Genomic DNA, 23298 nt, shown 5'->3' on the forward strand with positions numbered 1-23298 from the left:
ACACAGCGACTCGATCAGACACAGGGACCTCGGCGGCCCCAGTCATCCAGGGCTTCGAGGGTTTCGTCGCCCAGCGGGTTGACGCCAGGGCCGGCGGCGAGGGAGTGGCCGGCCAGGACGTGCAGGCATTTGACGCGAGTGGGCATGCCACCGGCAGTGATGCCGGCGATCTCGTCGACGTGTTCGATCGACTCGCGGTGAGCGAGATAGGAGTCGTGGGCGGCGCGGTAGCGGGCGGCCAGGTCCTCGTCGGTGGCCAGGCGGTCGGTCATCTCCTTCATCACGCCCTCGGCCTCGAGCGTGCCGATCGCGGACGCGAGTCGCGGACACGTCACGTAGTACGTCGTCGGGAACGGCGTACCGTCCGGCAGCCGGGGCTCGGTCTCGACCACGTCGGGCAGGCCGCAACTGCACCGGTGGGCCACGGACCGGATGCCGCGCGGGGTCCGGCCCAGTTGTTTCTCGACTGCTTCGATATCCGCGGGACTGACGCTCACCGGGTCACCTTAGGCGACGGCGTCAGGATCGGCTTCGGTGTCGGCTTGGTCGGCTTCGGCGTCGACGGGACCGCGGGCTCGCCGGCGCCCTCGACACTCCCCCACAGCTTCGTGTACCAGGTCGGCTGCTGCTCGTCGGCGGCCGCGTCCGACGGGGTCGACGGCTCCGGCGGGGCGCCGACCGGCTTCCCGTCCGCGCCGATCACGCGGTAGCCGACCTCACCCGGCATCACCCAGCCGAGCCGCTGCCGGGCCTGCGCCTTCACGTACGCGTCGTCGTCCCACCGGGCGATCTCGTCGTTCAGCTCCGCGACCCGCTTCTCCCGGTCGCGGATCTCCTGCTGCAGCGCGGTGATCTGCTGGTGCTGGTCGAACCACACCCGCAGGCTCTGCGCGTACGACACGATCAGCGCACCGAGCACGAGCAGCACGACGGCGGCCCGGCCTGTGAGGTTGCGTGAGCCCCTCGTCCGCGCCGGGGCGGGCGACGCCGCCGTACGGCGTTTCGGCTGCTCGCCCCGCCGGGACGGTGGACGCGACTGGGTCCGGCTCGACGGACGCGAGCCGGGGCGTGCACCGGATTCCCGACGGGACGGCATACCGAACCTCCGAAAGGGTCAGCCCTGGTACCGCGGGAAGGCCGAGCGACCGGCGTACGTCGCCGCGTCGTCGAGCTCCTCCTCGATCCGGAGCAGCTGGTTGTACTTCGCGGTCCGGTCGGACCGAGCCGGAGCGCCGGACTTGATCTGACCGCAGTTGGTGGCGACCGCGAGGTCGGCGATCGTGGTGTCCTCGGTCTCGCCGGAGCGGTGGCTCATCATGCAGGTGAACCCGTTGCGGTGGGCCAGGTCGACGGCGTCCAGGGTCTCGGTCAGCGAGCCGATCTGGTTCACCTTCACCAGCAGCGAGTTCGCCGCCTTCTCGGTGATGCCGCGCTGCAGCCGCTCGACGTTGGTGACGAACAGGTCGTCGCCGACGATCTGGATCTTGTCACCGAGCTGGGCCGACAGGTTGATCCAGCCGGACCAGTCCTCCTCGTTCAGCGGGTCCTCGATCGAGACGATCGGGTACGACGCGACCAGGTCGGCGTAGTACGCGATCATCTCGTCGGCCGACTTCTTGCCGCCCTCGAACGCGTACACGCCGTCGGTGTGGAACTCGCTCGCGGCCACGTCCATCGCCAGCGCGATGTCCGTGCCGAGCTTCAGGCCGGTCTTCTCGACCGCGACCGCGATCAGGTCGAGAGCCTCGCGGTTGCTGGCCAGGTTCGGCGCGAAGCCGCCCTCGTCACCGAGGCCGGTGGACAGGCCGCGCTCCTTCAGCACCGCCTTCAGCGCGTGGTAGACGCCCGCACCCTGCATCAGCGCCTCGCCGTAGGTGGCGGCGCCGATCGGGGCGATCATGAACTCCTGCACGTCGACGTTGCTGTCCGCGTGCGCGCCGCCGTTGAGGATGTTCATCATCGGCACCGGGAGCACGTGCGCGTTCGGGCCGCCGACGTACCGGAACAGCGGGAGGCCGGTCGACTCAGCGGCCGCCTTGGCGACGGCGAGGCTGACGCCGAGGATGGCGTTCGCGCCCAGCTTGGCCTTGTTCGGCGAGCCGTCCAGGTCCAGCAGGGCCTGGTCGATCAGCCGCTGCTCGTGGACGTCGTACCCGACGATCTCCTTGTCGATGTCCTCGAGGATGGCGGTGACCGCCTTCTGGACACCCTTGCCGCCGTACCGGGCCTTGTCGCCGTCCCGCAGCTCGACGGCCTCGAACTGGCCGGTGGACGCGCCCGACGGCACCGCGGCCCGGGCGACGGTGTCGTCGTCGAGGAGAACCTCGACCTCGACAGTGGGGTTGCCGCGCGAGTCGAGGATCTCGCGGGCGCCGACGGCCTCGATGGTGGCCACATTGACTCCCAAGTTCTCGATGACGAATCGGTTCTGAGCCTAGCTGGCAGACCAGCGGGCAGGGTGGACCGCGTCGGCCTCCACAATCGCACCCGGCGGCACGAACCGCGTCAGTAACACTCCGTTGGGAGCCCGATGGACGCTCAGATCGGCCGGATCCACACCCAGCAAGACTTCCACGGCCGATCGACGCCCCACCGGACTGTCCTTCGCCGGCGCCAGATGGACATGCGTACGCCGTCCCGGCAGCAGCCCGTGGCGCCTGATCCCGTCCACCGCCCGGTACGTCGTCCCGTGCCAGAGCAGGTCGTCGGGGTGGACCCGTTCCCAACTGTTCTCCAAGGCTTCACGTGTCACCGGCATCCCGTCCAGCGAGTGCCCCTGACACGCGCGGATCCGGTCCCCGTCGACCTGCAGCCGCTGCTTGTCGTTCTGCTCGACCGCGAGATCCAGCGCCCGACGGTCCATCCCGAGCAGGCGCAGAACGTCGTCGATCAGCGCCCACCCGTCCGCACTCATCGTGAGACCGCGCTCACCTGCCGTATGCCGCAGCAGCCAGGAGACCCGTCGGCTGTCCCTGCTCACAGCAACATCCCCTTCAACTCGTCCACCCGCTCCCCCGGGTCCCCGCGCGTCACGACGTAGTACCGCACCGGCGGCAGGTCCTTCACCGGGATCCGGCGTACGGCGCTCGTCACCCGGACGGACCCGTTGACCACGGCCGGACCCACTCCTAGACGGACGAAGTGGACCAGCAGTTCCCACCCTTCCGCCTCGACCGCGACGGACCACCGGAGGCCCTGGTCCAGCATGCTCCGCTCGAGTTGTTGCCGGTGCGGCCGGCCCTTCGGCGGTACGACGAGCGCCTCGTCCTCCAGGTCCTTCAGCCGGACGCTCCGCCGATCGGCCAGGCGGTGGTCGGCACGGGTGATCAAGGTCTGCGGGTACTGCGCCAGCAGCGTGCACTCGAGGTCGTCCGGCGGGACGGTCAGCGCGGTCACGCCGAGATCCGCGGCTCCTTCGCGTACGGCGCGCAGCGTTTCGCCGGCATCGCCGGTGCGCAACCGCAGCTCGCGGTCTCGGGCCAGGTACCGCCGGAGTGGGTCGCCGAGCAGGTAGAGGTAGCTGCCCGATCCCGCGATCAGGACGAGCGGTCTGGGCGGTGCGGCGTCCAGGGAGCCCAGGAAGTCGGCGGCTCGGTCCCTCGTCTCGTTGGCGAACGCAGCGAGCCGTTCCCCGGCGTCGGTCAGGCGGAGGAGCCGGCCGTGCTTGGTGTAGAGCGGCTTGCCGAGGCGGGCTTCCAGCTTCCGGATGCGGGTGTGCAGGGCCGGTTGACTGACGTGCAGTTCCTCGGCCGCGCGGGTGAAGTTCCGGTGCTCGGCGAACACCGCGAACGCTGCCAGATCCTCCGCGACCAGTTCCATCGAATCAAACTATAGCTATCAGGCCGAATACTAGTTCTGCTGAAGTCACGCCGCCGCCAGCATGGAAGCATGAACAGATTGGGAATCGACATCGGCCGGGTCATCATCAACGGGACGTCGGGCCCCGGTGACACGTCGTTCTTCGCCGGCGACTACGCGGCGATGCTGCGGACACCCGCCGTACCCGGAGCCTTCGAGGCGATCGCGCGACTCGTGCCGTTGTTCGAGGAGGCGCGGTTGATCTCGAAGTGCGGGCCGCGAGTGCAGGGGCGATCGCTGGAGTGGTTGCGGCACCACCGGTTCTTCGAGCGGACGGGGATTGCCGAGGGCAACGTCCGCTTCTGCCTGCAGCGGCCACAGAAGGCGATCCACTGCGCCGACCTGGGCATCACGCACTTCGTCGACGACAAACCGGACGTGATCGCCGCGATCACGCCGGTCGTCCCGTACCGCTACCTCTTCACGAACTGGCGTGACACCGAGGCGGCGATCCGCCGGGACCTACAGGCCGAAGGCGCGACGGGCGTCGTCGAGGCCCTTCCGGTTCTCGGCCGGGTCGGCGATCCCGGTCAGCACGTCGTTTGAACACCGCCACGCGAAGTACCCGGCCTGCACGGCGTACCGAACCTGCAGAAACGCGTCCAGCCCACCCTCGACCTCGGCCCGCAACTCCGGCCGCTCGTCGAGGTACGCCGGGACGACGTCGGCCGGCCCACCGACGTACATGACCGCCGACGCAAGGTCGTACAACACCGGCCCGTGCATCGCCGCACCCCAGTCGATCAACCCGACAACCCCGTCAGCCTGCCGCAAGAACGCATCCGACGCCGGATCCCCGTGCAACCACGCCCACGTCAACGGCCCAAGCCGCCGTACGCCGCCCATCGCCCCCTCGACCGCCGGCCGAATCCAGGGCTCCAGGCCCAGCCACGGCTCGAAGAAGTGCAGGAACTGGAGCCAGTCGTCCACCTCGCCCGGAGCCGTGCCCGAGGCGACATGAACGCGACCCAACACCGAGCCGACCACGGCCGCGTCGGCGTCGGTCAGTGGAACGCCGTCGACGAACTCGAGTACGCCGACCAGTCGGCCGTCGTACTCCTCGACCACCCGCCGGGCAGAACTGAGCACCGGCCGCCCGGTCACGAACCCCGCATCAGCCAGCCGAGCCGCCAACTCGAGCCCCGGCCCGAACCCCTGGTCGCGCGCCTCCACCGCCTTGACGACAACCCGCCGCCCATCCCCCTCGGCAACCCAGGTAGCCGACCCCATCCCACCCACCAACCGCTCAACCCTCGCCGGCTTCCACGACCAACGCTCGGCCAAGAGTCCAGAAATCTCCACCGGCCCCACCCTGCCAGCCTTCGAGTCGGTGGGCACCTGGATTTGACTGGGCGAACGATCCCACCAACGGTAGGATCGACGTCATGAGCGAGCCGGCGCACACCGACAAGCTGAGCGTCACGATCCCGTCGGACGTGGCTGCCGAGCTGCGTTCCCGCGCCGGTCGGGGCAACGTCTCCGCCTACGTCACCGATGCCTTGATCCGGCAACTGGAACACGACCGGCTCGGCGACCTGCTGTCCGAGCTCGCCGAGACTCACGGACCCGTGACCGAGGAGGAACTGGCCCGCGCCAGGGCGGAGTGGCCACATCCGTGAGCCCGCGCAAACGCACCAGACCAACGCCGCAGGGATCTCTGGTACTCGACAACGAAGGGCTGTCGAGAGCGGCCACGGACCGCTCGATGTACGTACGTCTCCACGCCGCGTACGCCGACGGCCGCCGGGTCGTCACCTCCGCCGCGATCCTGGCCGAGGCGCTGCGGGGCACGCAGCGCGACGCGGGGGTGTACCGCGTCCTGCAAGGAGTCGTCGTCGAGCCCGTCAGCCGCGCTGTGGGTGAGCGGGCCGGCCAGTTGATCGGCGAAGCCAGGCTGGGTTCGGGTCAGGCCGTCGACGCGATCCTGGTCGCCACCGCTCTGGCGGAAGCAGGTCCGGTGGTCATCGCGACCTCGGATCCGGGAGACCTCAAGGCGTTGGTCGGCGACGAGAAGCGGATCGTCGTGGTGGCGGCCGATCGACTCTGACCGTCAGTCGCCCGCGCTCTCGGCGGTGCGGATCTCGGTGCTCAGGTGCTGGACGGCGGTGCGGAGGGCTTGTTCGGCGTCGATGCCTTGGGTGCGTGCCTCCTGGACGAGTTGCAGGAGCTGGGCGCCCAGGCGGTCGAGGTCGGAGTCTCCGGCGGGAACAGGCAGCTCGGCCGGGAGGACCTTGGCGGCGCGGCCGAGGACCTTGTCGGCGAGGGCCAGGGCCGGCAGGGCCAGCGGGATGCCTTCGAGGACCGAGGTGCGTTGTTTCTCGGCGGCCTTGATGGTTTCCCAGTTGGCTTCGACGGCGGCGGCGTCGGCCGCGTCGACGGTGCCGAAGACGTGTGGGTGGCGGCGGACGAGCTTCTCGACGATGTCGCCGGCCACGTCGTCGATCGAGTAGCCCTCGTCCGGGTGCTCCTCGGCGATCCGGGAGTGGAACGCGACCTGGAGGAGCAGGTCGCCGAGCTCCTCGCGGAGGTGGGCGCGGTCGCCGGTGTCGATCGCCTCGAGGGTCTCGTACGTCTCCTCGAGCAGGTACTTCGCCAGGCTCTCGTGCGTCTGCTCCTGGTCCCACGGGCAGTTCCGGCGCAGCCGGTCCATCACCCGGACCAGGTCGATCAGCCGCGCGCCCGGTACGTCGTACGACCCGTGCAGGACCTCCACGTCGTACGGCGGACGTGGCTCGCGGCTCACCTGGTCGGCGACGACCCGGAGCAACCCTGGTTCGCCGTCCTCGCCCACCAGCCAGGCGACCTGCTTGCCGTCGGCGGCCGCCGCGGACAGCCACGCCCAGTGCGCGGCGACGTCACCCTCGACCTGGGTGACGACGAGCCCGGAGCCGACCAGCGCCTGCACGTCCGGGCGGAGGTCGGCGGCCCCGATGTGGTCGGCCTCGGCGAACGCCTGCCAGGCCGCGCGGGTGAGCAGGCCCGGCGCCACCCGGGGGCTGGTCAGGACGACCTTGATCGCACCGACCGCGGTGTCACCAGGCATGGACCGGCGTCAGCCCTGCGGCTGCGGCTGCTGGGCGGCCTGCTCGGCGGCTTCGCGCTTGGCCTTGGCCTGCGCGGACTCCTCGGACAGCGAGCCGGAGATCTTGCTGTCGATCCGGCCGTCGGTCCATTGGCCGAACCGCGGTGAGATCTCGACCTTCACGTCCTTCGAGGCGTCCCGGACAGCCTGCAGACCGGCCTGCTGGGCGGTCTGCACCTTCGGGTCCTTGACCCCGGTGCCGCCGCCGAGCTTGATCGTCGCCACCGCGGCCTGGGCCACCTGGCGGAGGAAGTCCCGCGCGACCGGGTCGGACTCGAACTTGGCGAACGCCGTCGGGTCGTTGACCACCAGCTTGGCCGCCTCGGCGGCCTCGGCGTCGCTGACCGTGATCGAGCGCTGCTTGCTGACCTCGGCGACCAGGGCGTTGTTCACCAGCTCGCCCAGCGCGACCGTGTTGTTGAAGTCCTGCCCGAGTGCGGTGCTGACCGCCCGAGAGGTGGTGTCGACGTCACCGACGCTGATCTCGCTCGTGCCGACCACGGCCGCCGCTCCCGGGTGCGTCCCCGCCGCGCAGCCGCCGACCAGCAGCACCGACGCCACTGCCGCTCCGATGGCCCGAAGCCGTCGCCCTCTGCTCACCGAATCTCCTCGCATAGTTCTGAGTCTCACGCCGGAACTCCGACCGGCTCGGCGATCACGTCGTCAATCAACCGGGTGCACCACTGCAGCAGCTCCTGGTCGCGGAGCGGCTGACCGGCGACCGGCCGGGTGGCAGGTCTCGGCACCAGGATCGTACGCAGTTGCGGCTTCACCAGACTCTTCGGGTACAGCCTGTTCAGCCGGAGCACCTTCGAATCGGGCAGCTCGACCGGCCCGAACCGGATCAGGTTGCCCTGCAGGGTGACGTCGTGCAGACCGGCCCGGCGGGCGTGGTTGCGGAACTTCGCCACCTCGACCAGGTTCAGCACCGGCTGCGGGATGTCGCCGTACCGGTCGTGCAGCTCCTCGACCAGCTCGGCGATGCCCGCCTCGTCGCGGACGGCGGCCAGCCGCTGGTACATCTCCAGCCGGAGCCGCTGCGACGGGATGTAGTCGTGCGGCAGGTGGGCGTCGATCGGCAACTCGATCTTCACCTCGGGCTCCTCCGCCTGGGTGTCGCCGCGGTACTCCGCGACCGCCTCGCCGACCAGCCGGACGTACAGGTCGAAGCCGACGTCGGCGATGTGGCCGGACTGCTCGCCGCCGAGCAGGTTGCCGGCGCCGCGGATCTCCAGGTCCTTCATCGCGACCGCCATACCGCCGCCCAGGTCCGCGTGCTGCGCGATCGTCGCCAGCCGGTCGTGGGCGGTCTCGGTCAGCGGCTTCTCCGGCGGGAAGAAGAAGTACGCGTACGCCCGCTCGCGGCCACGGCCCACCCGGCCGCGGAGCTGGTGCAGCTGGGACAGGCCGAGCAGGTCGGACCGCTCGACGATCATCGTGTTCGCGTTCGAGATGTCGATCCCGGACTCGACGATCGTCGTACAGACGATCACGTCGGAGCGCTTCTCCCAGAAGTCCTGGATGACCTGCTCGAGGGTGTGCTCATTCATCTGCCCGTGGGCGACCGACACCCGCGCCTCGGGCACGAGCTGGCGGATCCGGGCGGCCGCCTTCTCGATCGTGTTCACCCGGTTGTGGACGACGAAGACCTGACCCTCGCGGAGCAGCTCGCGCCGGATCGCGGCGGTCACCTGGCCCTCGTCGTACGCGCCGACGAAGGTGAGCACCGGGTGCCGCTCCTCCGGCGGAGTGGCGATCGTGGACATCTCCCGGATGCCGGTGATCGACATCTCCAGCGTCCGCGGGATCGGCGTCGCCGACATCGTCAGTACGTCGACCGCCGTCCGCAACCGCTTCAGCTGCTCCTTGTGCTCGACACCGAACCGCTGCTCCTCGTCGACGATCACCAGGCCGAGATCCTTGAACTGCATCTCGCCCGACAGCAGCCGGTGGGTGCCGATGACGACGTCCACCGACCCGTCGGCCAGCCCGTCCAGGGCGGCCTTGGCCTCCTTGTCGGTCTGGAACCGCGACAGCGGCGCGACGTTCACCGGGAAGGCGGCGTACCGCTCGGCGAAGGTCGCGTAGTGCTGCTGGACGAGCAGTGTCGTGGGCACCAGTACGGCGACCTGCTTGCCGTCCTGGACCGCCTTGAAGGCCGCGCGGACGGCGATCTCGGTCTTGCCGTAGCCGACGTCGCCGCAGACGATCCGGTCCATCGGGGTGATGCGTTCCATGTCGTGCTTGACGTCGTCGATGGTGGCCAGCTGGTCCGGCGTCTCCACGAACGGGAACGCGTCCTCGAGCTCACGCTGCCACGGGGTGTCCTTGGCGAACGCGTGCCCCTTGGTCGCCTGCCGGGCGGCGTACAGCTTGATCAGCTCGCCGGCGATCTGCCGGACCGCCTTGCGGGCGCGGCCCTTGCGCTTGGCCCAGTCGCTGCCGCCCATCTTGTCCAGGCTCGGCTGCTCGCCGCCGACGTACCGGGTGACCTGGTCGAGCTGGTCGGTCGGCACGTACAGCCGGTCGCCGGGCTGGCCGCGCTTGCTCGGGGCGAACTCGATGACGACGTACTCGCGGGTGGCCTTCTGGGCGCCGGTGCCGACGGTCCGCTGCATCATCTCGACGTACCGGCCGACGCCGTGCTGCTCGTGCACGACGTAGTCGCCGGGCTGCAGCTCCAGCGGATCGATCGTCTTCTTGCGGCGCGAAGGCATCCGCTGCTGCGACCGCCGGTCGGCCATCGACCGCTGGCCGGCCAGGTCGTTCTCGGTCAGTACGGCGAACTTGATGCCGTCGGCAATGAATCCGTGATCGAGCTGGCCCTGGGAGATCAGCACGACGCCGGGCTCGGGGATTTCCTCGATGCCCTCGACCACGCGAGCCGGCAGCTCGGCCTCGGAGAACACCTCGGCCAGCCGCTGGGCCGGGCCGTGGCCCTCGGTCACGCAGACGACCCGCCAGCCGTCCCGCAGCCAGCCGCGGACGTCCTCGACGGCGGCCGCGGTCTCGCCGCGGTACGCCGCCACCTCGTGCGCGGCGACGATCCGGCTCCGGACCGCACCCGCGTCCGGGTCGATGTCGAACGCCACCCGCTCGCCCATCGAGTCGCGCACCTCGGGCGCGTCCGTCGGCGCGGCCGCGAACGGCGACAGGCTCCACCACGCCAGGCCCTTGCCGAGCGCGTGCTCACGGACGTCACCCAGCGACATGTACGCCGCCGCGCCCAGGTCGATCGGCGCCTCGCCACCACCCGCGGCGGCCGCCCAGGACGCCTCCAGGAACTCCTGGCTGGTCGCGACCAGGTCGTGCGCCCGGGCCCGGACGCGCTCGGGGTCGCTGACGACGACGTGCGTACCGGCCGGCATCAGGTCGACCAGCAACTCCATGTCATCGACGAGCACCGGCGCCAGCGACTCCATGCCCTCGACCGCATGACCTTCGGCCAGCTTCTCGAACAGCTCGGCGAGCTCCGGGTGCTCCTTCGCCAGTACGGCGGCGCGCGACCGGACCTCGTCCGTCAGCAGCAGCTCGCGGCACGGCGGCGCCCACAGGCCGTGCTCGGCGATCTCCAGCGACCGCTGGTCGGCGACCGCGAAGTACCGGATCTCCTCGACGTCGTCACCGAAGAAGTCGACCCGCAGCGGATGCTCCTCGGTCGGCGGGAAGACGTCGATGATGCCGCCGCGGACCGCGAACTCACCGCGCCGCTCGACCAGGTCGACCCGGTGGTACGCCGCGCCGGACAACTGCTCGACGACGTCCTCGAGCTCGACCGTGTCGCCGACGTGCAACTGCACCGGCTTCAGGTCCGCCAGCCCGGCGACCTGCGGCTGCAGCACGGACCGCACCGGCGCGACCAGGATGCTGATCGGCCCGGTGGTCTCGTCCGACGGATCCGGGTGCACGAGGCGCCGCAGTACGGCGAGGCGCCGGCCGACCGTGTCCGACCGGGGCGAGAGCCGCTCGTGCGGCAGGGTCTCCCACGCCGGGTAGTAGGCGACGGTCGAGGAGTCGGCGACCAGGCACTGCAGGGCCTCGGTCAGCTCCTCGGCCTCGCGGAAGGTCGCGGTCACCGCGAGCACCGGGCGGCCGGCACCGACCCGCTCGGACGCGAGTGCGGCCAGCAGGACCGGGCGGATCGGGCCCGGCGTACTCAGGTCGAGGGCCGTGACCTCGTCGCCCCGGGCGTCGCGGACCGCCTCGGCCACCACCGGATCGGTGACGAGGGTGTCGACCAGACCGCCGAGTTTCACGAGTTGTACTTCCCTTGGGTTTCTTCGAGACCGTCGGTGAGCAGCGACTCCACCGCGTCCGCCGTCCGGTCCACCGCGAACGGCAGGTCCTTGCGCTCGGTCGAGGAGAACTCGTTCAGGACGAAGTCGGCGGGGTTCTGCCGGCCCGGCGGACGACCCACACCGAACCGGACCCGATAGTACTCACCGGTGCCCAGCGACTTCCGGAGCGACTTGAGCCCGTTGTGGCCGTTGTCGCCGCCGCCGAACTTGGCCCGCAGGACGCCGAAGTCGATGTCCAGCTCGTCGTGCACCACGACCAGCCCGGCCGGCTCGACCTTGAAGAACTTCAGCAGCCCGGACACCGGACCGCCGGACTCGTTCATGTACGACCGGGGCTTGGCCAGCACGGTCCGGATCCCACTGATCCGGGTCTCGATCACCTCGGCCCGGACCTGCTTGTGCTGCTTCCACTTGCTGCCCGTGCGCGCGGCCAGCTCGTCGGCGACCAGGTGGCCGACGTTGTGCCGGGTGCGGGCATAGGAAGGGCCGGGATTCCCCAGTCCGACGACCAACCACACGTCGTCCGCCACGGATCCCGGCCCTCCTGAAGGTTCTGTCGCGGGAAGACTACTCCGCCGCGGCGGCGACCGGCTCCTCGGCCGGAGCCTCGTCGGTCTCTTCCTTCTCGTCCTTCTCGATCCCGGCCTCGGCCTCGGCCTCGGACAGCTCGGCCTCGAGCTGCTCCGCGGTCTGCTGGGCGGTCACGTTGACGATCAGGGTCTCCGGCTCGATCGCCAGCGTCGTACCGGAGGGCAGCGTGATGTCGGAGGCGTGGATCTGCGCGCCGACCTCGAGGCCCTCGACGGACACGGTGACGCCGTCCGGAATGTGGGTCGCCTCGGCCTCGACCAGGATGGTCGGGTGCTCCAGCACGACCAGGGTGTCGCTCACGGCCTCGCCCTCGAGGTGGACGGCGATGTCCACCTGGACCTTCTCGCCGCGCTTCACGATGACCAGGTCGACGTGCTCGATGAAGCCCTTCAGCGGGTCACGCTGCACCTGCTTCGGCAGGGCCAGGTGGCTCTCGCCGCCCTCGACCTCGATCAGCAGCAGGGCGTTGGCGGTCTTCAGGGCCAGCATGGTGTCGTGGCCGGGCAGCGTGATGTGCACCGGGTCACTGCCGTGGCCGTACAGGACTGCGGGAACCTTGTTGTCCCGGCGGATTCGGCGGGCAGCACCCTTGCCGAACTCCGTGCGCGATTCGGCTTGGATCTTGACCTCGGCCACGAGATGAACTCCTTGAAAGCGTTGCGGTGATCGGTTGTCTAGTGGAACTCGGCTGCGGCCTCAGCGGGCGCTTTGTGACCCCGGAGAAGGCGTCAGGCAACGAACCACCGCGTCGATCACGGAGCCGCGCCCAACAGTTCTCGGGGGGCGTCCCTCGCCGAGGCAACCAAAACAGTCTACCCACCACCCCGCCCAGACAGGAAATCCGTTCTGCCGGGGCCGATCACCGCGATCTCAGGCGAGTTTGGTCCAGACCAGTCGGAGGGCTCGGGCCGCATCGCCTTCCAGGCCGGCGTCGTCGAGGGTCTCGGCGAGCTCGTCGAACTCGGGGCCCCAGCGCCAGGCGACGCGGCGGAGCTGGTCGGGCAGGGACGGGTCCTGCAACGAGCCGGCGTCGCCGCGCACCTGCTGGGCGGTCAGCGCGTCGGTGACGCCGTACTTCTCCGCCAGCTGGAAGGCGAGCACGGCGAGCGCCGCCTTGCCCTTGTTGTAAAGCGCGTACGACGACTTCGCCGCGCTGGCCGCCCCCGGCAGGTCGCCGACGACCATCGGCGTGACCGCGGTGCCGGCCCACAGCTCGGCCGCCTGCTGCGCGGCCGACCCGGACAGCATCAGGTGCGTCGGGCTCGGGCCGCCCGTCGGCGGCGGGCCGATCACGCCCGCGTCCACGAACGTCGCCCGGCCGAGCGCCTCCTGCGCCTCCCGCAGCGACTTCGGTGACAGCGGGTTCGCCTCGATGTACAGCCCGTCGAACCCGGCCTTCCCCACCTGGACGGCGATGTCGACGGCACCCTGCGGAGCACACGAGCACAGGACCACCTCGGCCGCACCGACCGCCTCGGCGAACGGCGTACCGATCAGGCCGGCGTCGTCCGCGCGCGCCGTACTCTCCGGACTCCGCCCCTCCGGCACCCAGTGCACCTCGTGGCCCGCGGCAACCAATTCCGCCGCCAGCTTCGAACCCATCGCCCCCGGATGAAACACCGCGATCCGCATCGAGCCGTCCTCCTCAGCGCCGTCAGTGCTCCCCAAGATAGGCGAGGACGGCGAGGACTCGGCGGTGTTGTTCGGCGTTGGTGTGCAGGCCGAGTTTGGACAGGATGCTGCCGACGTGGGTCTCGACGGTGCGTTCGGTGAGGAAGAGGCGGCGGCCGATGCCGACGTTCGTGCAGCCCTCGGCCATCAGTGCGAGGACCTCGCGTTCGCGCGGGGTGAGCGGCGTGAGGCGGTCGTCGGCGCGTTGACGGCCGAGGAGGCGGCCGACGACCTCGGGGTCGAGGGCGGAGCCGCCGGCCGCGACCCGGTCGAGGGCGTCCAGGAACTCGTCGACCGCGAGCACGCGGTCCTTCAGCAGGTAGCCGAACCGGCCGGTCGCCACCAGGTCGACCGAGTGCCGGGTCTCGATGTGCTGGGACAGCAGGACGATCGCGAGGCCCGGGTTCAGCATCCGGAGGCGGCGGGCGGCGCGGGCGCCGTCGTCGGTCTGGTCGGGCGGCATCCGGATGTCGATCACCGCCAGGTCGGGCTCGGTCTCCGCGACCACTGTCATCAGCGCCGGGGCGTCCGGTGCGAGGCCGACGATCTCGTGGCCGGCGTCGGCCAGCAACCGCGCCAGCCCCTCCCGGAACAACGCCGAGTCCTCGCCGATCACGATCCGCATCGCCAGCCCCCGTCCACCCTCGTTCTCACGCCGACGATCCGCATGGCAGCACCGCCTCGACCGTCGTACCGCGGCCGGCCGGGCTGCGGAGGTCCAGCGAACCGCCGATCGCGGCCACCCGATCCAGAAGGCCGCTCAGCCCCGAGCCCGGCCGCGGCGTCGCGCCACCGCAGCCGTCGTCCTCGACCAGCACGGTTACCCGATCGGCCGACTGGGAGACGCGGACAGCGATCGAGGTCGCGTTCGCGTACTTCGCCGCGTTCGTGACCGCCTCGGCCGCGACGAAGTACGCCGTCGTCGCGAGGTCCTCCGGCAGCTCGGCCGGAATCTGCAGCCGGACCGGGATCGGCAGTTTCTGTGTGATCGCACTCAGCGCGGCGTGCAACCCGTCGTCGAGGCTGGTCGGCCGCAGCCCATGCGCGATCTGCCGCAACTCGGCCACCGCGGTCGCCAGCTCCGCGACCCCTTGGTCCAGCAGCCCGTCCACGTCGACCGACCCGTCGTGCAAGTGCCGCTGGGCCAGCCGCATCGCCATCCCGAGCGAGACGAGGCGCTGCTGGGCGCCGTCGTGCAGATCCCGCTCCAACCGCCTCCGCTCCGCATCACCCGCCTGCACGAGCCGGGCCCGGCTCGCCTCCACCTCCCGCAACGCACCGGCCAACTCGGCCCGCAACCGCGTCACCTCGACCAGACTGGCCGCCCCGGCCGCCACAGCCTTCAGTACGGCGGGACTGGTCGAATCCGACCCGAGTACGCCGATCTGCACACCACCCAGCATCACCGGGACGAGCTGTTGCCCGCTGACCGGCGTACCGGCGGCGTCGACGAATCCGGACGCGCCCGGGACCAGCAGACCGACGCGGAGACCCGGATCGCGGAGAGCGGTGCGCAGGGCGGACTCCAGCTCCTCCGGCTGCGCCTGCTCGGTGTGAATCCGTCGCTGCAGATCCTCGATCGCCTGCAGGGCCGCGCGACGCGGCGGATAGAGCCGGCGGTCGACTGTGCGCTGGAGCTGTGCCCGGAGTGGTGAGAGCACCAGCGCACAGACGGCTGTGGCTGCGGCAGCCACGACTGCCGAGTCTCGGCCGAGCACTAGTCCGAGTGACACGGCTGCGACCGCGTACGTGCCCAGGAGGACGACCATGACGACGCCGTACGTGACCGTGTCAGCCAGCACCCGGTCTACGTCGTACAGGTCGTGCCGGAGCATCGCGACCGCGACGGAGGCCGGGAGGGAGACCAGCACGATCACGCCGAAGACGGTCGCGACAATGCCGGAGTCGCCGGTGACCACGATCTCGGCGAGGCAGACGAACGGGTAGAGCACCGCGGCCAGTCCGGTGATCGACAGCCACTTGAGCTGGGCGCGGACTGTGCCGGTTGATCGGCGATACCGGACGAATACCGACACCGCCGACGCGAGGCAGGCGGCTAGGAAGCCGAAGAACGCGACTTCCCGCAGCACCTGGAGGAGGAGCGGCAGCGTGGTGAAGGCGGCCAGGAACTGCTGCGCCAGGCACAACAGCACGAGGACCGGCGGGAGTGGTCGCCACAGGGCTCGGCCGTTCGGGAAGTAGAGCAGCAGCAGGCTGATCGCGGCGAGCAGCCACCATCCGCTCTCCTCGAGCCAGGCGACGACCCGATCGTCCAGCGGTACGCCGTCGGCGCTGTAGTAGACGTCGCGGGCAGTCAGGGAGACGACGATCGCGCCGATCCAGGTGAGGATCGCTCCGACGACGGCCTCGCGTCGGCTGACCACCAGGCCGAGCACCGCGACGGCGGTCCCGATGACGGCGAGGCCGAGGAAGTTCCGCAGCGTGTGCGGACCGGTGCCGTACGCGATCAGCAGCCAGGAGCCTCCCGCCAGCATCACCAGGACGAGCAGGAAGGTACCGAGCGCGAGCCATCGCGGCCACCGCATGTCGTCAGAGTAAGTCCGCCGTACGCCGTCCGGCTCCGAGCCAGCACGGAGACCGGCTCCGTGTCCGCTTCGATGTGCCGGGCCGGCCGACCGTCGTTTGCTGAGGTCGTCAGCTCATCTTGCGGAGGACACCATGACGACCCAGACAGCTCCCAGCCCGACTGCCACCGACCACGTGACCCAACGCCGGATCGGGATCGTCGCCCTGGTCCTCGCGCTGACCGCGATCGTGGCCGTGCCCGGCGGACTCCTCTGGCCTCAGCCGGCCGCGGGCGGCGAGACCTACGCGTACGGCGACATCCAGCCGGTTCGCGACCTGTGGTGGGGCCTGCTGGTCACGCTCAGCGCCGCGCTCGTACTCAACGTGCCCGCCCAGGCGCTGCTGACCACGATGCTCGTTCGTCGCCGAGGCGCGGCCTGGGCGACCACGGGCGCCGTGGTCATGTGGATCGGCACCGCGCTGTACGCCGTCGGCGGCGCCGGTTGGGCGGCGGCGTACTACTTCGCCACCGCACCGGGCGTCGACCCGACGGTGATCGAGCGGATCAACGACGACGCGGCGCACGTGTTCGGCCTGATGATCCCCGGCGCGCTGCTGGTTGCCGTCGGCACCGTGATCCAGGTGGTCGGCCTATGGCGTTCACACGCCGTACCGCGGTGGATCCCCCTGCTGTGGCTGACGATCGTCGCCACGTTCGTCGTCCCTGGCAACGGCCTCGCCGGCCTCCTCACCGCCCTGCCGATGACAGCCGCATCCCTCGGTACGGCGTACTACGCGTGGCGGACCGTCACCCCTCGTCGTCGATGACCCCGAACCGTTGCCACCACCCCCGACCGGGTGCAGCGTGGAGGAAACAGCGGATCTCTGGGGAGGGACTCCAATGAGCGAGAACGCAGTGGGGCGCCGCCAGGCGCTGAGGGGTGCAGGCATCGCCGCGGGAGGCGTGGCGATCGCGGGACTGGCGACCGCTACGCCGGCCGCGGCCGACAGTGACGACGGGCTGTCGGGCAGCTGGCTGTGCCGCCGGCAGGACGACGGCTCGACCGAGACGGTCCGGCTGGTGCTGAGCTTCGCCGCGGGAGGCGTGTTCGTGTCCCACGACATCAGCCCGGCGTTGCCGCCGTTCACCGGGACGTGGTCGCGGCACGGCAAGTCGTTCCAGGCGACGTTCTGGAGCGGCTTCGCGGGCGAGGAAGGCCCGGGATCGGTCGGGCCGACGATCCGGGTGCGGCTCAGGGGATCCCTGTCCCGCGGCCGGATCTCAGGGACCTACCGGATCACGGTGTTCGCGCCGAACAGCGAGACCGAGGTGCTGGATTCCGGCACCGGGACGGTGAGCGGCCGCCGGATCAGCGCCTGATAGCGCCCGCGGGCCGACCGCGGGCGCCCGGCGTCCGCCGGTCAGACGCTCGGCGTCTGCCGGTCAAGCGCTCGGCGTCTGCGGGTCAGGCGCGGCCGTCGAAGAGGCTGGTGACCGAGCCGTCCTCGAAGACCTCGCGGATGGCCCGGCTGATCAGCGGTGCGATCGACAGCTCGGTGAGCTTGTCGAACCGGCGGTCCTCGGCGATCGGCAGCGTGTTGGTGACGATCACCTCGCTGGCCTGGCAGTTCTTCAGCCGGTCCACCGCGGGGCCGGACAGGATCGCGTGCGTCGCGGCGATCACCACGTCCGCCGCGCCGCCGGCGTACAGCGCGTCGGCCGCCTTGGTGATCGTGCCGGCGGTGTCGATCATGTCGTCGACCAGGATGCAGACCCGGTCCTTGACCTCACCGACGACCCGGTTCGCCACCGTCTCGTTCGGCCGGTCGATGTCGCGGGTCTTGTGGATGAAGGCCAGCGGTACGCCGTTCAGCCGCGCCGACCACTGCTCGGCCACCTTGATCCGGCCGGCGTCCGGCGACACCACGGCCAGCTGCTGGTCGCCGTACTTCTCGTGCACGTAGTCGCTCAGGATCGGCAGTGCCATCAGGTGGTCCACCGGGCCGTCGAAGAACCCCTGGATCTGCGAGGTGTGCAGGTCGACGCAGATCAGCCGGTTCGCGCCGGCGGTCTTGAACAGGTCGGCCATCAGCCGGGCCGAGATCGGCTCCCGGCCGCGGTGCTTCTTGTCCTGCCGGGCGTACCCGTAGAACGGCAGCACCACGGTGATCCGCTTGGCCGACGCCCGCTTCAGCGCGTCGACCATGATCAGCTGCTCCATGATCCACTCGTTGATCGGCGAGGTGTGGCTCTGGATCACGAACGCGTCGCTGCCCCGGACCGACTCCTCGAACCGGACGTAGATCTCGCCGTTGGCGAAGTCGTACGCCGCCGTCGGCACCAGGCCGGCGCCGAGCTGCTCGGCGACCTCCTCGGCCAGACCGGGGTGAGCCCGGCCGGAGAACACCATCAGGTTCTTCTCGGTGGTTCGCTTCATCCCGCTCATGGCCCGGCCTCCCGTTACGCCTTCTCGCCAGTGTCGCCCACGGAACCTTCGTCCGTCTGCGCTCCGGCGCCGGTCTCCGCGGCCAGCGCCTCCTCGGCCGCCGCGGCGGTCTTCGTGCCGGCCCGCTTGCGCGCGACCCAGCCCTTGATGTTGCGCTGGCGGGCGCGCGCGACCGCGATCTCGCCCGGGCCGACGTCCTCGGTCAGCGCCGTACCGGCGGCCAGGTACGCACCGTCGGCGATCGTCCGCGGCGCGACCAGCACCGAGTTGCTGCCGATGAAGGAGTGCTTGCCGACATGCGTCGGGTGCTTCGCGACCCCGTCGTAGTTGGCGAAGATCGTGCCGGCGCCGATGTTCGCGCCCTCGCCGATCGTCGCGTCCCCGGCGTACGTCAGGTGCGGAACCTTCGCGCCGTCGCCGATGCTGGTGTTCTTGGTCTCGACGAAGGTGCCGATCTTGCCCTTCACGCCGACGCTGGTGCCGGGGCGGAGGTAGGCGAACGGACCGACGGAGGCCTGCGGGCCGATCTCGGAGTCCGACCCGTGTGCCCGGATGATCGTGGCCCCGGCGCCGACGCGTACGTCGGTCAGCGTGGTGTCCGGGCCGATCGTGGCGCCTTCGTCGACGACCGTCGCGCCGTGGAGCTGGGTGTTCGGCAGCAGCGTGACGTCGCGGGCCAGCTGGACCGTCTGGTCGACCCAGGTCGTGTTCGGGTCGACGATCGTGACACCCGCGCGCATCAGCCGGTCGAGGGTACGGCGGTTGAGCTCGGCACGGAGCGCGGCCAGCTGGACCCGGTCGTTCACGCCCTCGGTCTGCATCGCGTCGTCGGTCACGTACGCGCCGACCCGCTTGCCGTCCCGCTTGGCGATCGCCAGGACGTCGGTCAGGTACAGCTCGCCCTGCGCGTTGTCGGTCGTGATCCGGCTCAGCCCGTCGCGCAGCGTGGCCGCGTCGAACACGTAGATCCCGGCGTTGATCTCGTCGATCTGCCGCTGCTCCGGCGTCGCGTCCTTGTGCTCGACGATCCCGGCCACGGTGCCGTCCTCGCCCGGGATGATCCGCCCGTAGCCGGTCGGGTCGGGGACACGCGCGGTCAGCACGGTCACCGCGTTGCCCTGCTTGTCGTGCTCGGCGACGAGCTCCTGCAGCGTTGCGGCCGCCAGCAGCGGCACGTCACCCGACGTGACCACGACCGAGCCGTCGAAGTCCTCCGGTACGGCGGTCAGCCCGGCACGGACCGCGTCGCCGGTGCCCAGCTGCTGCTCCTGGACGGCGGTCTTCACCGCCGGGTCGACCTCACGCAGATGGGTCTCGACCAGCTCGCGGCCGTTGCCGACCACGACCACCAGGTGCTGCGGCGCGAGCACCCGCGCGGCGACCACGGCGTGCCCGACGAGACTGCGCCCGCCGATCTCGTGCAACACCTTCGGGGTCGCCGATTTCATCCGGGTTCCCAGACCGGCGGCCATGATCACGACCGCCGCGGGACGATGGGAAGTCACGCGGTCTTCTCCTCGAGTTCCCTGCGAGTTCTTCAACAAGTATCAGCACAGGCCCTCGCGGCGTGCATCGACGACCGGGGTGCCCGCGCAAGCGTACTTGCTCTCCCCACCACCCCCCGCACCCACCCGCAGTCCCCACGTGACCGGTCTCACTCCCGCCAATCCCGGGAATCACCCCGGCCGGCCGCCGTACTCAGTCCTCGTCGAGGTCGGCGACGCCTTGCTTCCAGTAGCCGCGGATGACGGACGGGAAGCGGTTCTTGGACCAGGCGCGGAGGGGCCGGATGCCGTCCGCCTCGCCGGCGGCGAAGAGGAAGGTGTCGTCCGGCAGGGACAGTGCCATCACCTCGGCGGCCAGGGAGCCGCGGGGAACCCAGCGGATCTTCACACCGGTTCGCTCGGCGAGCGGATAGTCCGACTCGTCGGCATGGTCGAACTCCACCACGACATCCGCAGAGGCATCGCCCGGCCCCTCGTCGAGCCACCGCGCCACCGCGGGTAGGCCGGTCGGGTCCACCGCGAAGACGTAGTGCGGGTAGGTGTACGGAAACGCCTTCGCGCCCGGCGGTCCCGCGATCGCGACCTCGTCGCCCAGCTCCAGCGCCTCGGCCCACGGTGCCGCGAGTCCACCGGCGTGGACGACGAAGTCGAGGTCGAGCCGCGTCCCGTCGTACCGGCGGACCGTGTAGCTGCGCGTCGGCGGCAGCGGTTTCGGCCAGTCGAGCATCTGCCGGTCGTTCGGGACCGGCAGCCGGTGCGTTCCGTCCGGCTCCGGGAAGACGATCTTGACGTGGTCGTCGCAGTGGTACGAGTGGAACCCGGCCAGCTCCGGCCCGGCCAGCGTCACCCGCAGCATGTGCGGGGTCAGGTACTCCTTCGCGACCACCGCGACCGTCCGCATGCCGATCGGGTACGGGATCCGGCCGACGCCGTCGCCGGACCGGTGGATCTCCTCGACCCGCTCCCGCGGGTTGTCCCGGTTCATCGGGTCAGCAGCGGCGCGAGCGCCTGGTCGAGGGCGTCCAGCGTGAGCTGCGCGGACTCGTACGTCGACGCCTGCGTGTAACGGATCCCGTACGCCCGCCCGGCCTTCACCGCCGGCAGCGCCTTCCACAGCGGCGAGTTCATCACGAACTGCACGGCCGGCCCCACGCTGCCGTCCGGCTCGAGCGTGTACGTGATCACCTCCGCGTCCCGCAGGTCGGTGGGCAGCAGCTCGATCGACACCTGCTCGGACACCGCGAGCGACCCCTCCCCCGGCTTCTTCACCTGGCCGTAGTACTTCACCCCGATGTCCTCGGCGATGTTGGTCCCCCAGGAGCCGCCGAACTCCCGCATGAAGTTGCCCTTGGCAACCTGCCCGTACCCGCCGACGTGCGCGAACCTCGTGTCCGCCAGCACCGCCGCGTACTTCGCCTTCAGCTCGCCGGCCTTCTTCTCGTACGCCGTTCTGGCCTGGTCGAACGTCTCCAGCCGCCCGGCCGCGTCCGACTGCCGCCGGGACAGCTCCCGCCACGCCTTCGGCACGGTCGGCCCGATCGCGACCACCGGCGCGATCGCCTTCAGCCGGTCCAGGTCGATGTCGTCGAGCACCGGCGTCGGGACGCCGATCACGATCAGGTCCGGCTTCGCGAGCGCGATCTTCTCGTAGTTCGTCTCGTCCGCGGTCTCACCGGCGACCTTCTCCAGCTCGTCGTACGTCGCCTTGTCCTGCGCCGACATCATCGGCACGGACCGCTGGAAGAGCGAGATGCCGACCAGTTCGGCGTCCGCCTCGATCAGCGCCGGGACGGCGTACCCCGTCGCCACCACCCGGCGCGGATCCTTCGGGATCGTGACGTCGCCGTTGTCCGCGGCGAACACCCGGGTCTCACCGGCGACCGGCTCCGGGTCGGACGAGCCGCAGGCGGCCAGCGCGGCCAGCAGGCTCCCGGTGACGACGAGTGCACCGAATCGGCGCAAGGACATGATGCTCAGGCCTTCCCACACAGCGATCAGAACGAAGTTAGGCTAGCCTTACCTGCAGTACGTCGATAGCGCGCAGCGGACCCCGGCTGTCGCAGGGAGGACACCTTGAGCCTGGTGACCGTGTTCGGCACGGACCCGGAGACGTGCGACGAGTTCGGGTACGGCCTGGGCACCCCCGGCGGGATCCTCGTGCTGCGCTATCTGGCCCGTGCCGCGCTGGAGTTCGGCTCGAGCCGGCAGGACTGGCTGCACCAGCTGTACTGGTCACCGGACGGCGTGATGTCGGCGTCGTACCAGAGCAGCACGGAGTTCGTCGGCGCCGGCGAGGCGGTCTGGGTGCATCGCGCGGTCAGCCACGCCCTGTACAGCAAGGCTGCCGGGTCGAGCCGCCACACGGTGTACCGGATCTGTCTGCGTGAGGTCCCCGACGGACTGACCGGGCTGCGGATCGGGACGGTCGCCGTACCTCCTGCCGTCGCGGACGCGATCCGGTCGCTCACCATGCGCGGGCTCGCGGAGGCGGACGGGCTCGAGTTGCGCGCGCGAGTGATGAGCGGGCTGGGCGAACCGGTCCGCGACATCACGGATCCGTCCGGCAACGGCAACGGATTCGCGCTGCGCGTCGCCCGGGCGCTCACGCACGACCCGGCCGATCCCACCGGGCTGGACGAGTGGGCCGCCCGGTTGCACGTCAGCGCGAAGACGTTGCAGCGGGACTTCCAGCGCCAGTTCGGACAGTCGTTCACGTCGTGGCGGTCTGGTCTCCGGTTGCGGGCGTCACTGGTTCTGCTCGACACCTACCCGGTCTCCGAGGTCGCCCACCGCGTCGGGTACTCGAGCCCGTCGGCGTACATCGCCGCCTTCCGCCGCGCCTACGGTCGCACCCCCGGCCGGGGCGCGGACTGACATCATGGGTACCCCCGGAAGGAGACCGACATGAGCCTGACCCTCGGCGCGATCGTGCTCAACGTGCCGGCGACCGGACCCGCCGCCGAGTTCTGGCAGCAGGCTCTGGGATACGACGCCTCGGACAGCAACCCCGACTTCCTCGTCCCGAGGTCCGGCCCACCGACCCGCCTCCACCTGGACGAGACCGACCGGACCCACCTGGATCTGTGGGTCTCCGACGGCTCCACCCTCGAGGCCGAGGTGGAGCGCCTCGTCACCCTCGGCGCCCGCCGGATCGAGTGGACCTACCCACCCGACGCCGACTTCGTCGTCCTCGCCGCCCCGGACGGCACGGTCTTCTGCATCATCGGGTAGCCCCGCGCCCCGGGTGAGGTGCGCGCGGGAAACACGGGAGCGGACCAGGGGATTCGACCGGGGCCAGGTGGTGCTCGACGGGACCAGGC

Annotated in this window: 25 protein-coding genes; 7 read left to right on the forward strand and 18 right to left on the reverse strand. The window is 70.5% G+C overall.

The window, feature by feature from the left end:
- Positions 1-14: 14 nt before the first annotated feature.
- From ACQPYZ_RS28840 to ACQPYZ_RS28860, 5 genes are read right to left on the reverse strand one after another with little or no spacing between them, the layout of a single operon-like run.
- On the reverse strand, positions 15-497 hold the full coding sequence (locus tag ACQPYZ_RS28840) for a DUF501 domain-containing protein (RefSeq protein WP_433161609.1): 483 nt from the start codon (positions 495-497) through the stop codon (positions 15-17).
- Complete coding sequence (locus ACQPYZ_RS28845) at positions 494-1096, reverse strand: FtsB family cell division protein (protein WP_433161611.1); 603 nt, start codon at positions 1094-1096, stop codon at positions 494-496. Before ACQPYZ_RS28845 ends, ACQPYZ_RS28840 begins: the two co-directional genes overlap by 4 nt.
- An 18-nt stretch (positions 1097-1114) precedes the next feature.
- Positions 1115-2395, reverse strand: coding sequence for a phosphopyruvate hydratase (gene eno, locus ACQPYZ_RS28850; RefSeq protein ID WP_433161613.1), 1281 nt, complete (start codon positions 2393-2395; stop codon positions 1115-1117).
- Between the two features lie 39 nt (positions 2396-2434).
- Positions 2435-2980: an RNA 2'-phosphotransferase gene (locus tag ACQPYZ_RS28855; RefSeq protein ID WP_433161615.1), complete on the reverse strand. Its 546-nt coding sequence runs from the start codon at positions 2978-2980 to the stop codon at positions 2435-2437.
- Positions 2977-3819 (reverse strand): LysR substrate-binding domain-containing protein, encoded by an 843-nt coding sequence (locus ACQPYZ_RS28860; protein ID WP_433161617.1) that lies wholly within the window; start codon positions 3817-3819, stop codon positions 2977-2979. The genes ACQPYZ_RS28855 and ACQPYZ_RS28860 overlap by 4 nt, the downstream gene beginning before the upstream one ends.
- A 69-nt stretch (positions 3820-3888) precedes the next feature.
- On the opposite strand from ACQPYZ_RS28860, the gene ACQPYZ_RS28865 reads away from it, so the two are divergent.
- On the forward strand, positions 3889-4404 hold the full coding sequence (locus ACQPYZ_RS28865; protein WP_433161619.1) for a hypothetical protein: 516 nt from the start codon (positions 3889-3891) through the stop codon (positions 4402-4404).
- Here the strand turns inward: ACQPYZ_RS28865 and ACQPYZ_RS28870 are convergent.
- Positions 4321-5088 (reverse strand): phosphotransferase enzyme family protein, encoded by a 768-nt coding sequence (locus ACQPYZ_RS28870; protein ID WP_433161620.1) that lies wholly within the window; start codon positions 5086-5088, stop codon positions 4321-4323. The two genes, ACQPYZ_RS28865 and ACQPYZ_RS28870, sit on opposite strands and share 84 nt — an antisense overlap.
- A 155-nt stretch (positions 5089-5243) precedes the next feature.
- Between ACQPYZ_RS28870 and ACQPYZ_RS28875 the strand changes: the two genes are divergently transcribed.
- Together ACQPYZ_RS28875 and ACQPYZ_RS28880 are read left to right on the forward strand one after the other, a co-directional pair.
- A complete protein-coding gene (locus tag ACQPYZ_RS28875) occupies positions 5244-5477 on the forward strand; it encodes a hypothetical protein (RefSeq protein ID WP_433161622.1) in 234 nt (77 codons plus the stop codon).
- Positions 5478-5563: 86 nt separating this feature from the next.
- Positions 5564-5905 (forward strand): type II toxin-antitoxin system VapC family toxin, encoded by a 342-nt coding sequence (locus ACQPYZ_RS28880; RefSeq protein WP_433161624.1) that lies wholly within the window; start codon positions 5564-5566, stop codon positions 5903-5905.
- Between the two features lie 3 nt (positions 5906-5908).
- On the opposite strand, the gene ACQPYZ_RS28885 is transcribed toward ACQPYZ_RS28880, so the two are convergent.
- The 8 genes from ACQPYZ_RS28885 to ACQPYZ_RS28920 form a co-directional block, all read right to left on the reverse strand.
- Complete coding sequence (locus ACQPYZ_RS28885) at positions 5909-6901, reverse strand: MazG family protein (RefSeq protein ID WP_433161626.1); 993 nt, start codon at positions 6899-6901, stop codon at positions 5909-5911.
- 9 nt (positions 6902-6910) lie between these two features.
- Positions 6911-7540: a hypothetical protein gene (locus ACQPYZ_RS28890; RefSeq protein ID WP_433161627.1), complete on the reverse strand. Its 630-nt coding sequence runs from the start codon at positions 7538-7540 to the stop codon at positions 6911-6913.
- A gap of 26 nt (positions 7541-7566) precedes the next feature.
- Positions 7567-11196, reverse strand: a complete 3630-nt coding sequence (gene mfd, locus ACQPYZ_RS28895; RefSeq protein ID WP_433161629.1) for a transcription-repair coupling factor — start codon at positions 11194-11196, stop codon at positions 7567-7569.
- On the reverse strand, positions 11193-11768 hold the full coding sequence (pth, locus tag ACQPYZ_RS28900) for an aminoacyl-tRNA hydrolase (RefSeq protein WP_433161630.1): 576 nt from the start codon (positions 11766-11768) through the stop codon (positions 11193-11195). The genes mfd and pth overlap by 4 nt, the downstream gene beginning before the upstream one ends.
- Positions 11769-11805: 37 nt before the next feature.
- A complete protein-coding gene (locus ACQPYZ_RS28905) occupies positions 11806-12465 on the reverse strand; it encodes a 50S ribosomal protein L25/general stress protein Ctc (protein ID WP_433161632.1) in 660 nt (219 codons plus the stop codon).
- Positions 12466-12699: 234 nt separating this feature from the next.
- Positions 12700-13461, reverse strand: a complete 762-nt coding sequence (locus ACQPYZ_RS28910; protein WP_433161633.1) for a DUF1932 domain-containing protein — start codon at positions 13459-13461, stop codon at positions 12700-12702.
- 22 nt (positions 13462-13483) lie between these two features.
- The gene (locus tag ACQPYZ_RS28915) at positions 13484-14125 is read right to left on the reverse strand and encodes a response regulator transcription factor (protein WP_433161634.1); all 642 of its coding nucleotides are present in this window, start codon (positions 14123-14125) and stop codon (positions 13484-13486) included.
- Between the two features lie 25 nt (positions 14126-14150).
- Positions 14151-16046: a sensor histidine kinase gene (locus ACQPYZ_RS28920; protein WP_433161635.1), complete on the reverse strand. Its 1896-nt coding sequence runs from the start codon at positions 16044-16046 to the stop codon at positions 14151-14153.
- Positions 16047-16179: 133 nt separating this feature from the next.
- Here ACQPYZ_RS28920 and ACQPYZ_RS28925 point away from each other — a divergent pair, with 133 nt between their 5' ends.
- Together ACQPYZ_RS28925 and ACQPYZ_RS28930 are read left to right on the forward strand one after the other, a co-directional pair.
- Entirely contained in the window at positions 16180-16854 is a 675-nt protein-coding gene (locus tag ACQPYZ_RS28925) for a hypothetical protein (protein WP_433161638.1), read from the forward strand.
- A gap of 73 nt (positions 16855-16927) precedes the next feature.
- Entirely contained in the window at positions 16928-17407 is a 480-nt protein-coding gene (locus tag ACQPYZ_RS28930; RefSeq protein ID WP_433161641.1) for a hypothetical protein, read from the forward strand.
- Between the two features lie 85 nt (positions 17408-17492).
- On the opposite strand, the gene ACQPYZ_RS28935 is transcribed toward ACQPYZ_RS28930, so the two are convergent.
- From ACQPYZ_RS28935 to ACQPYZ_RS28950, 4 genes are all read right to left on the reverse strand, one after another.
- A complete protein-coding gene (locus tag ACQPYZ_RS28935; protein ID WP_433161642.1) occupies positions 17493-18473 on the reverse strand; it encodes a ribose-phosphate diphosphokinase in 981 nt (326 codons plus the stop codon).
- A gap of 14 nt (positions 18474-18487) precedes the next feature.
- On the reverse strand, positions 18488-19978 hold the full coding sequence (gene glmU, locus ACQPYZ_RS28940) for a bifunctional UDP-N-acetylglucosamine diphosphorylase/glucosamine-1-phosphate N-acetyltransferase GlmU (RefSeq protein WP_433161643.1): 1491 nt from the start codon (positions 19976-19978) through the stop codon (positions 18488-18490).
- A 193-nt stretch (positions 19979-20171) separates the two neighbouring features.
- Positions 20172-20963, reverse strand: coding sequence for a siderophore-interacting protein (locus ACQPYZ_RS28945; RefSeq protein WP_433161645.1), 792 nt, complete (start codon positions 20961-20963; stop codon positions 20172-20174).
- A complete protein-coding gene (locus ACQPYZ_RS28950; RefSeq protein WP_433161646.1) occupies positions 20960-21946 on the reverse strand; it encodes an ABC transporter substrate-binding protein in 987 nt (328 codons plus the stop codon). Before ACQPYZ_RS28950 ends, ACQPYZ_RS28945 begins: the two co-directional genes overlap by 4 nt.
- Before the next feature lie 114 nt (positions 21947-22060).
- On the opposite strand from ACQPYZ_RS28950, the gene ACQPYZ_RS28955 reads away from it, so the two are divergent.
- Together ACQPYZ_RS28955 and ACQPYZ_RS28960 are read left to right on the forward strand one after the other, a co-directional pair.
- The gene (locus ACQPYZ_RS28955; RefSeq protein WP_433169778.1) at positions 22061-22852 is read left to right on the forward strand and encodes a helix-turn-helix transcriptional regulator; all 792 of its coding nucleotides are present in this window, start codon (positions 22061-22063) and stop codon (positions 22850-22852) included.
- Between the two features lie 30 nt (positions 22853-22882).
- Complete coding sequence (locus ACQPYZ_RS28960) at positions 22883-23209, forward strand: VOC family protein (RefSeq protein ID WP_433161648.1); 327 nt, start codon at positions 22883-22885, stop codon at positions 23207-23209.
- The last annotated feature ends 89 nt before the right edge of the window (positions 23210-23298 follow it).

This window comes from Kribbella sp. CA-247076 (genome assembly GCF_050942445.1).
Taxonomy (GTDB): domain Bacteria; phylum Actinomycetota; class Actinomycetes; order Propionibacteriales; family Kribbellaceae; genus Kribbella.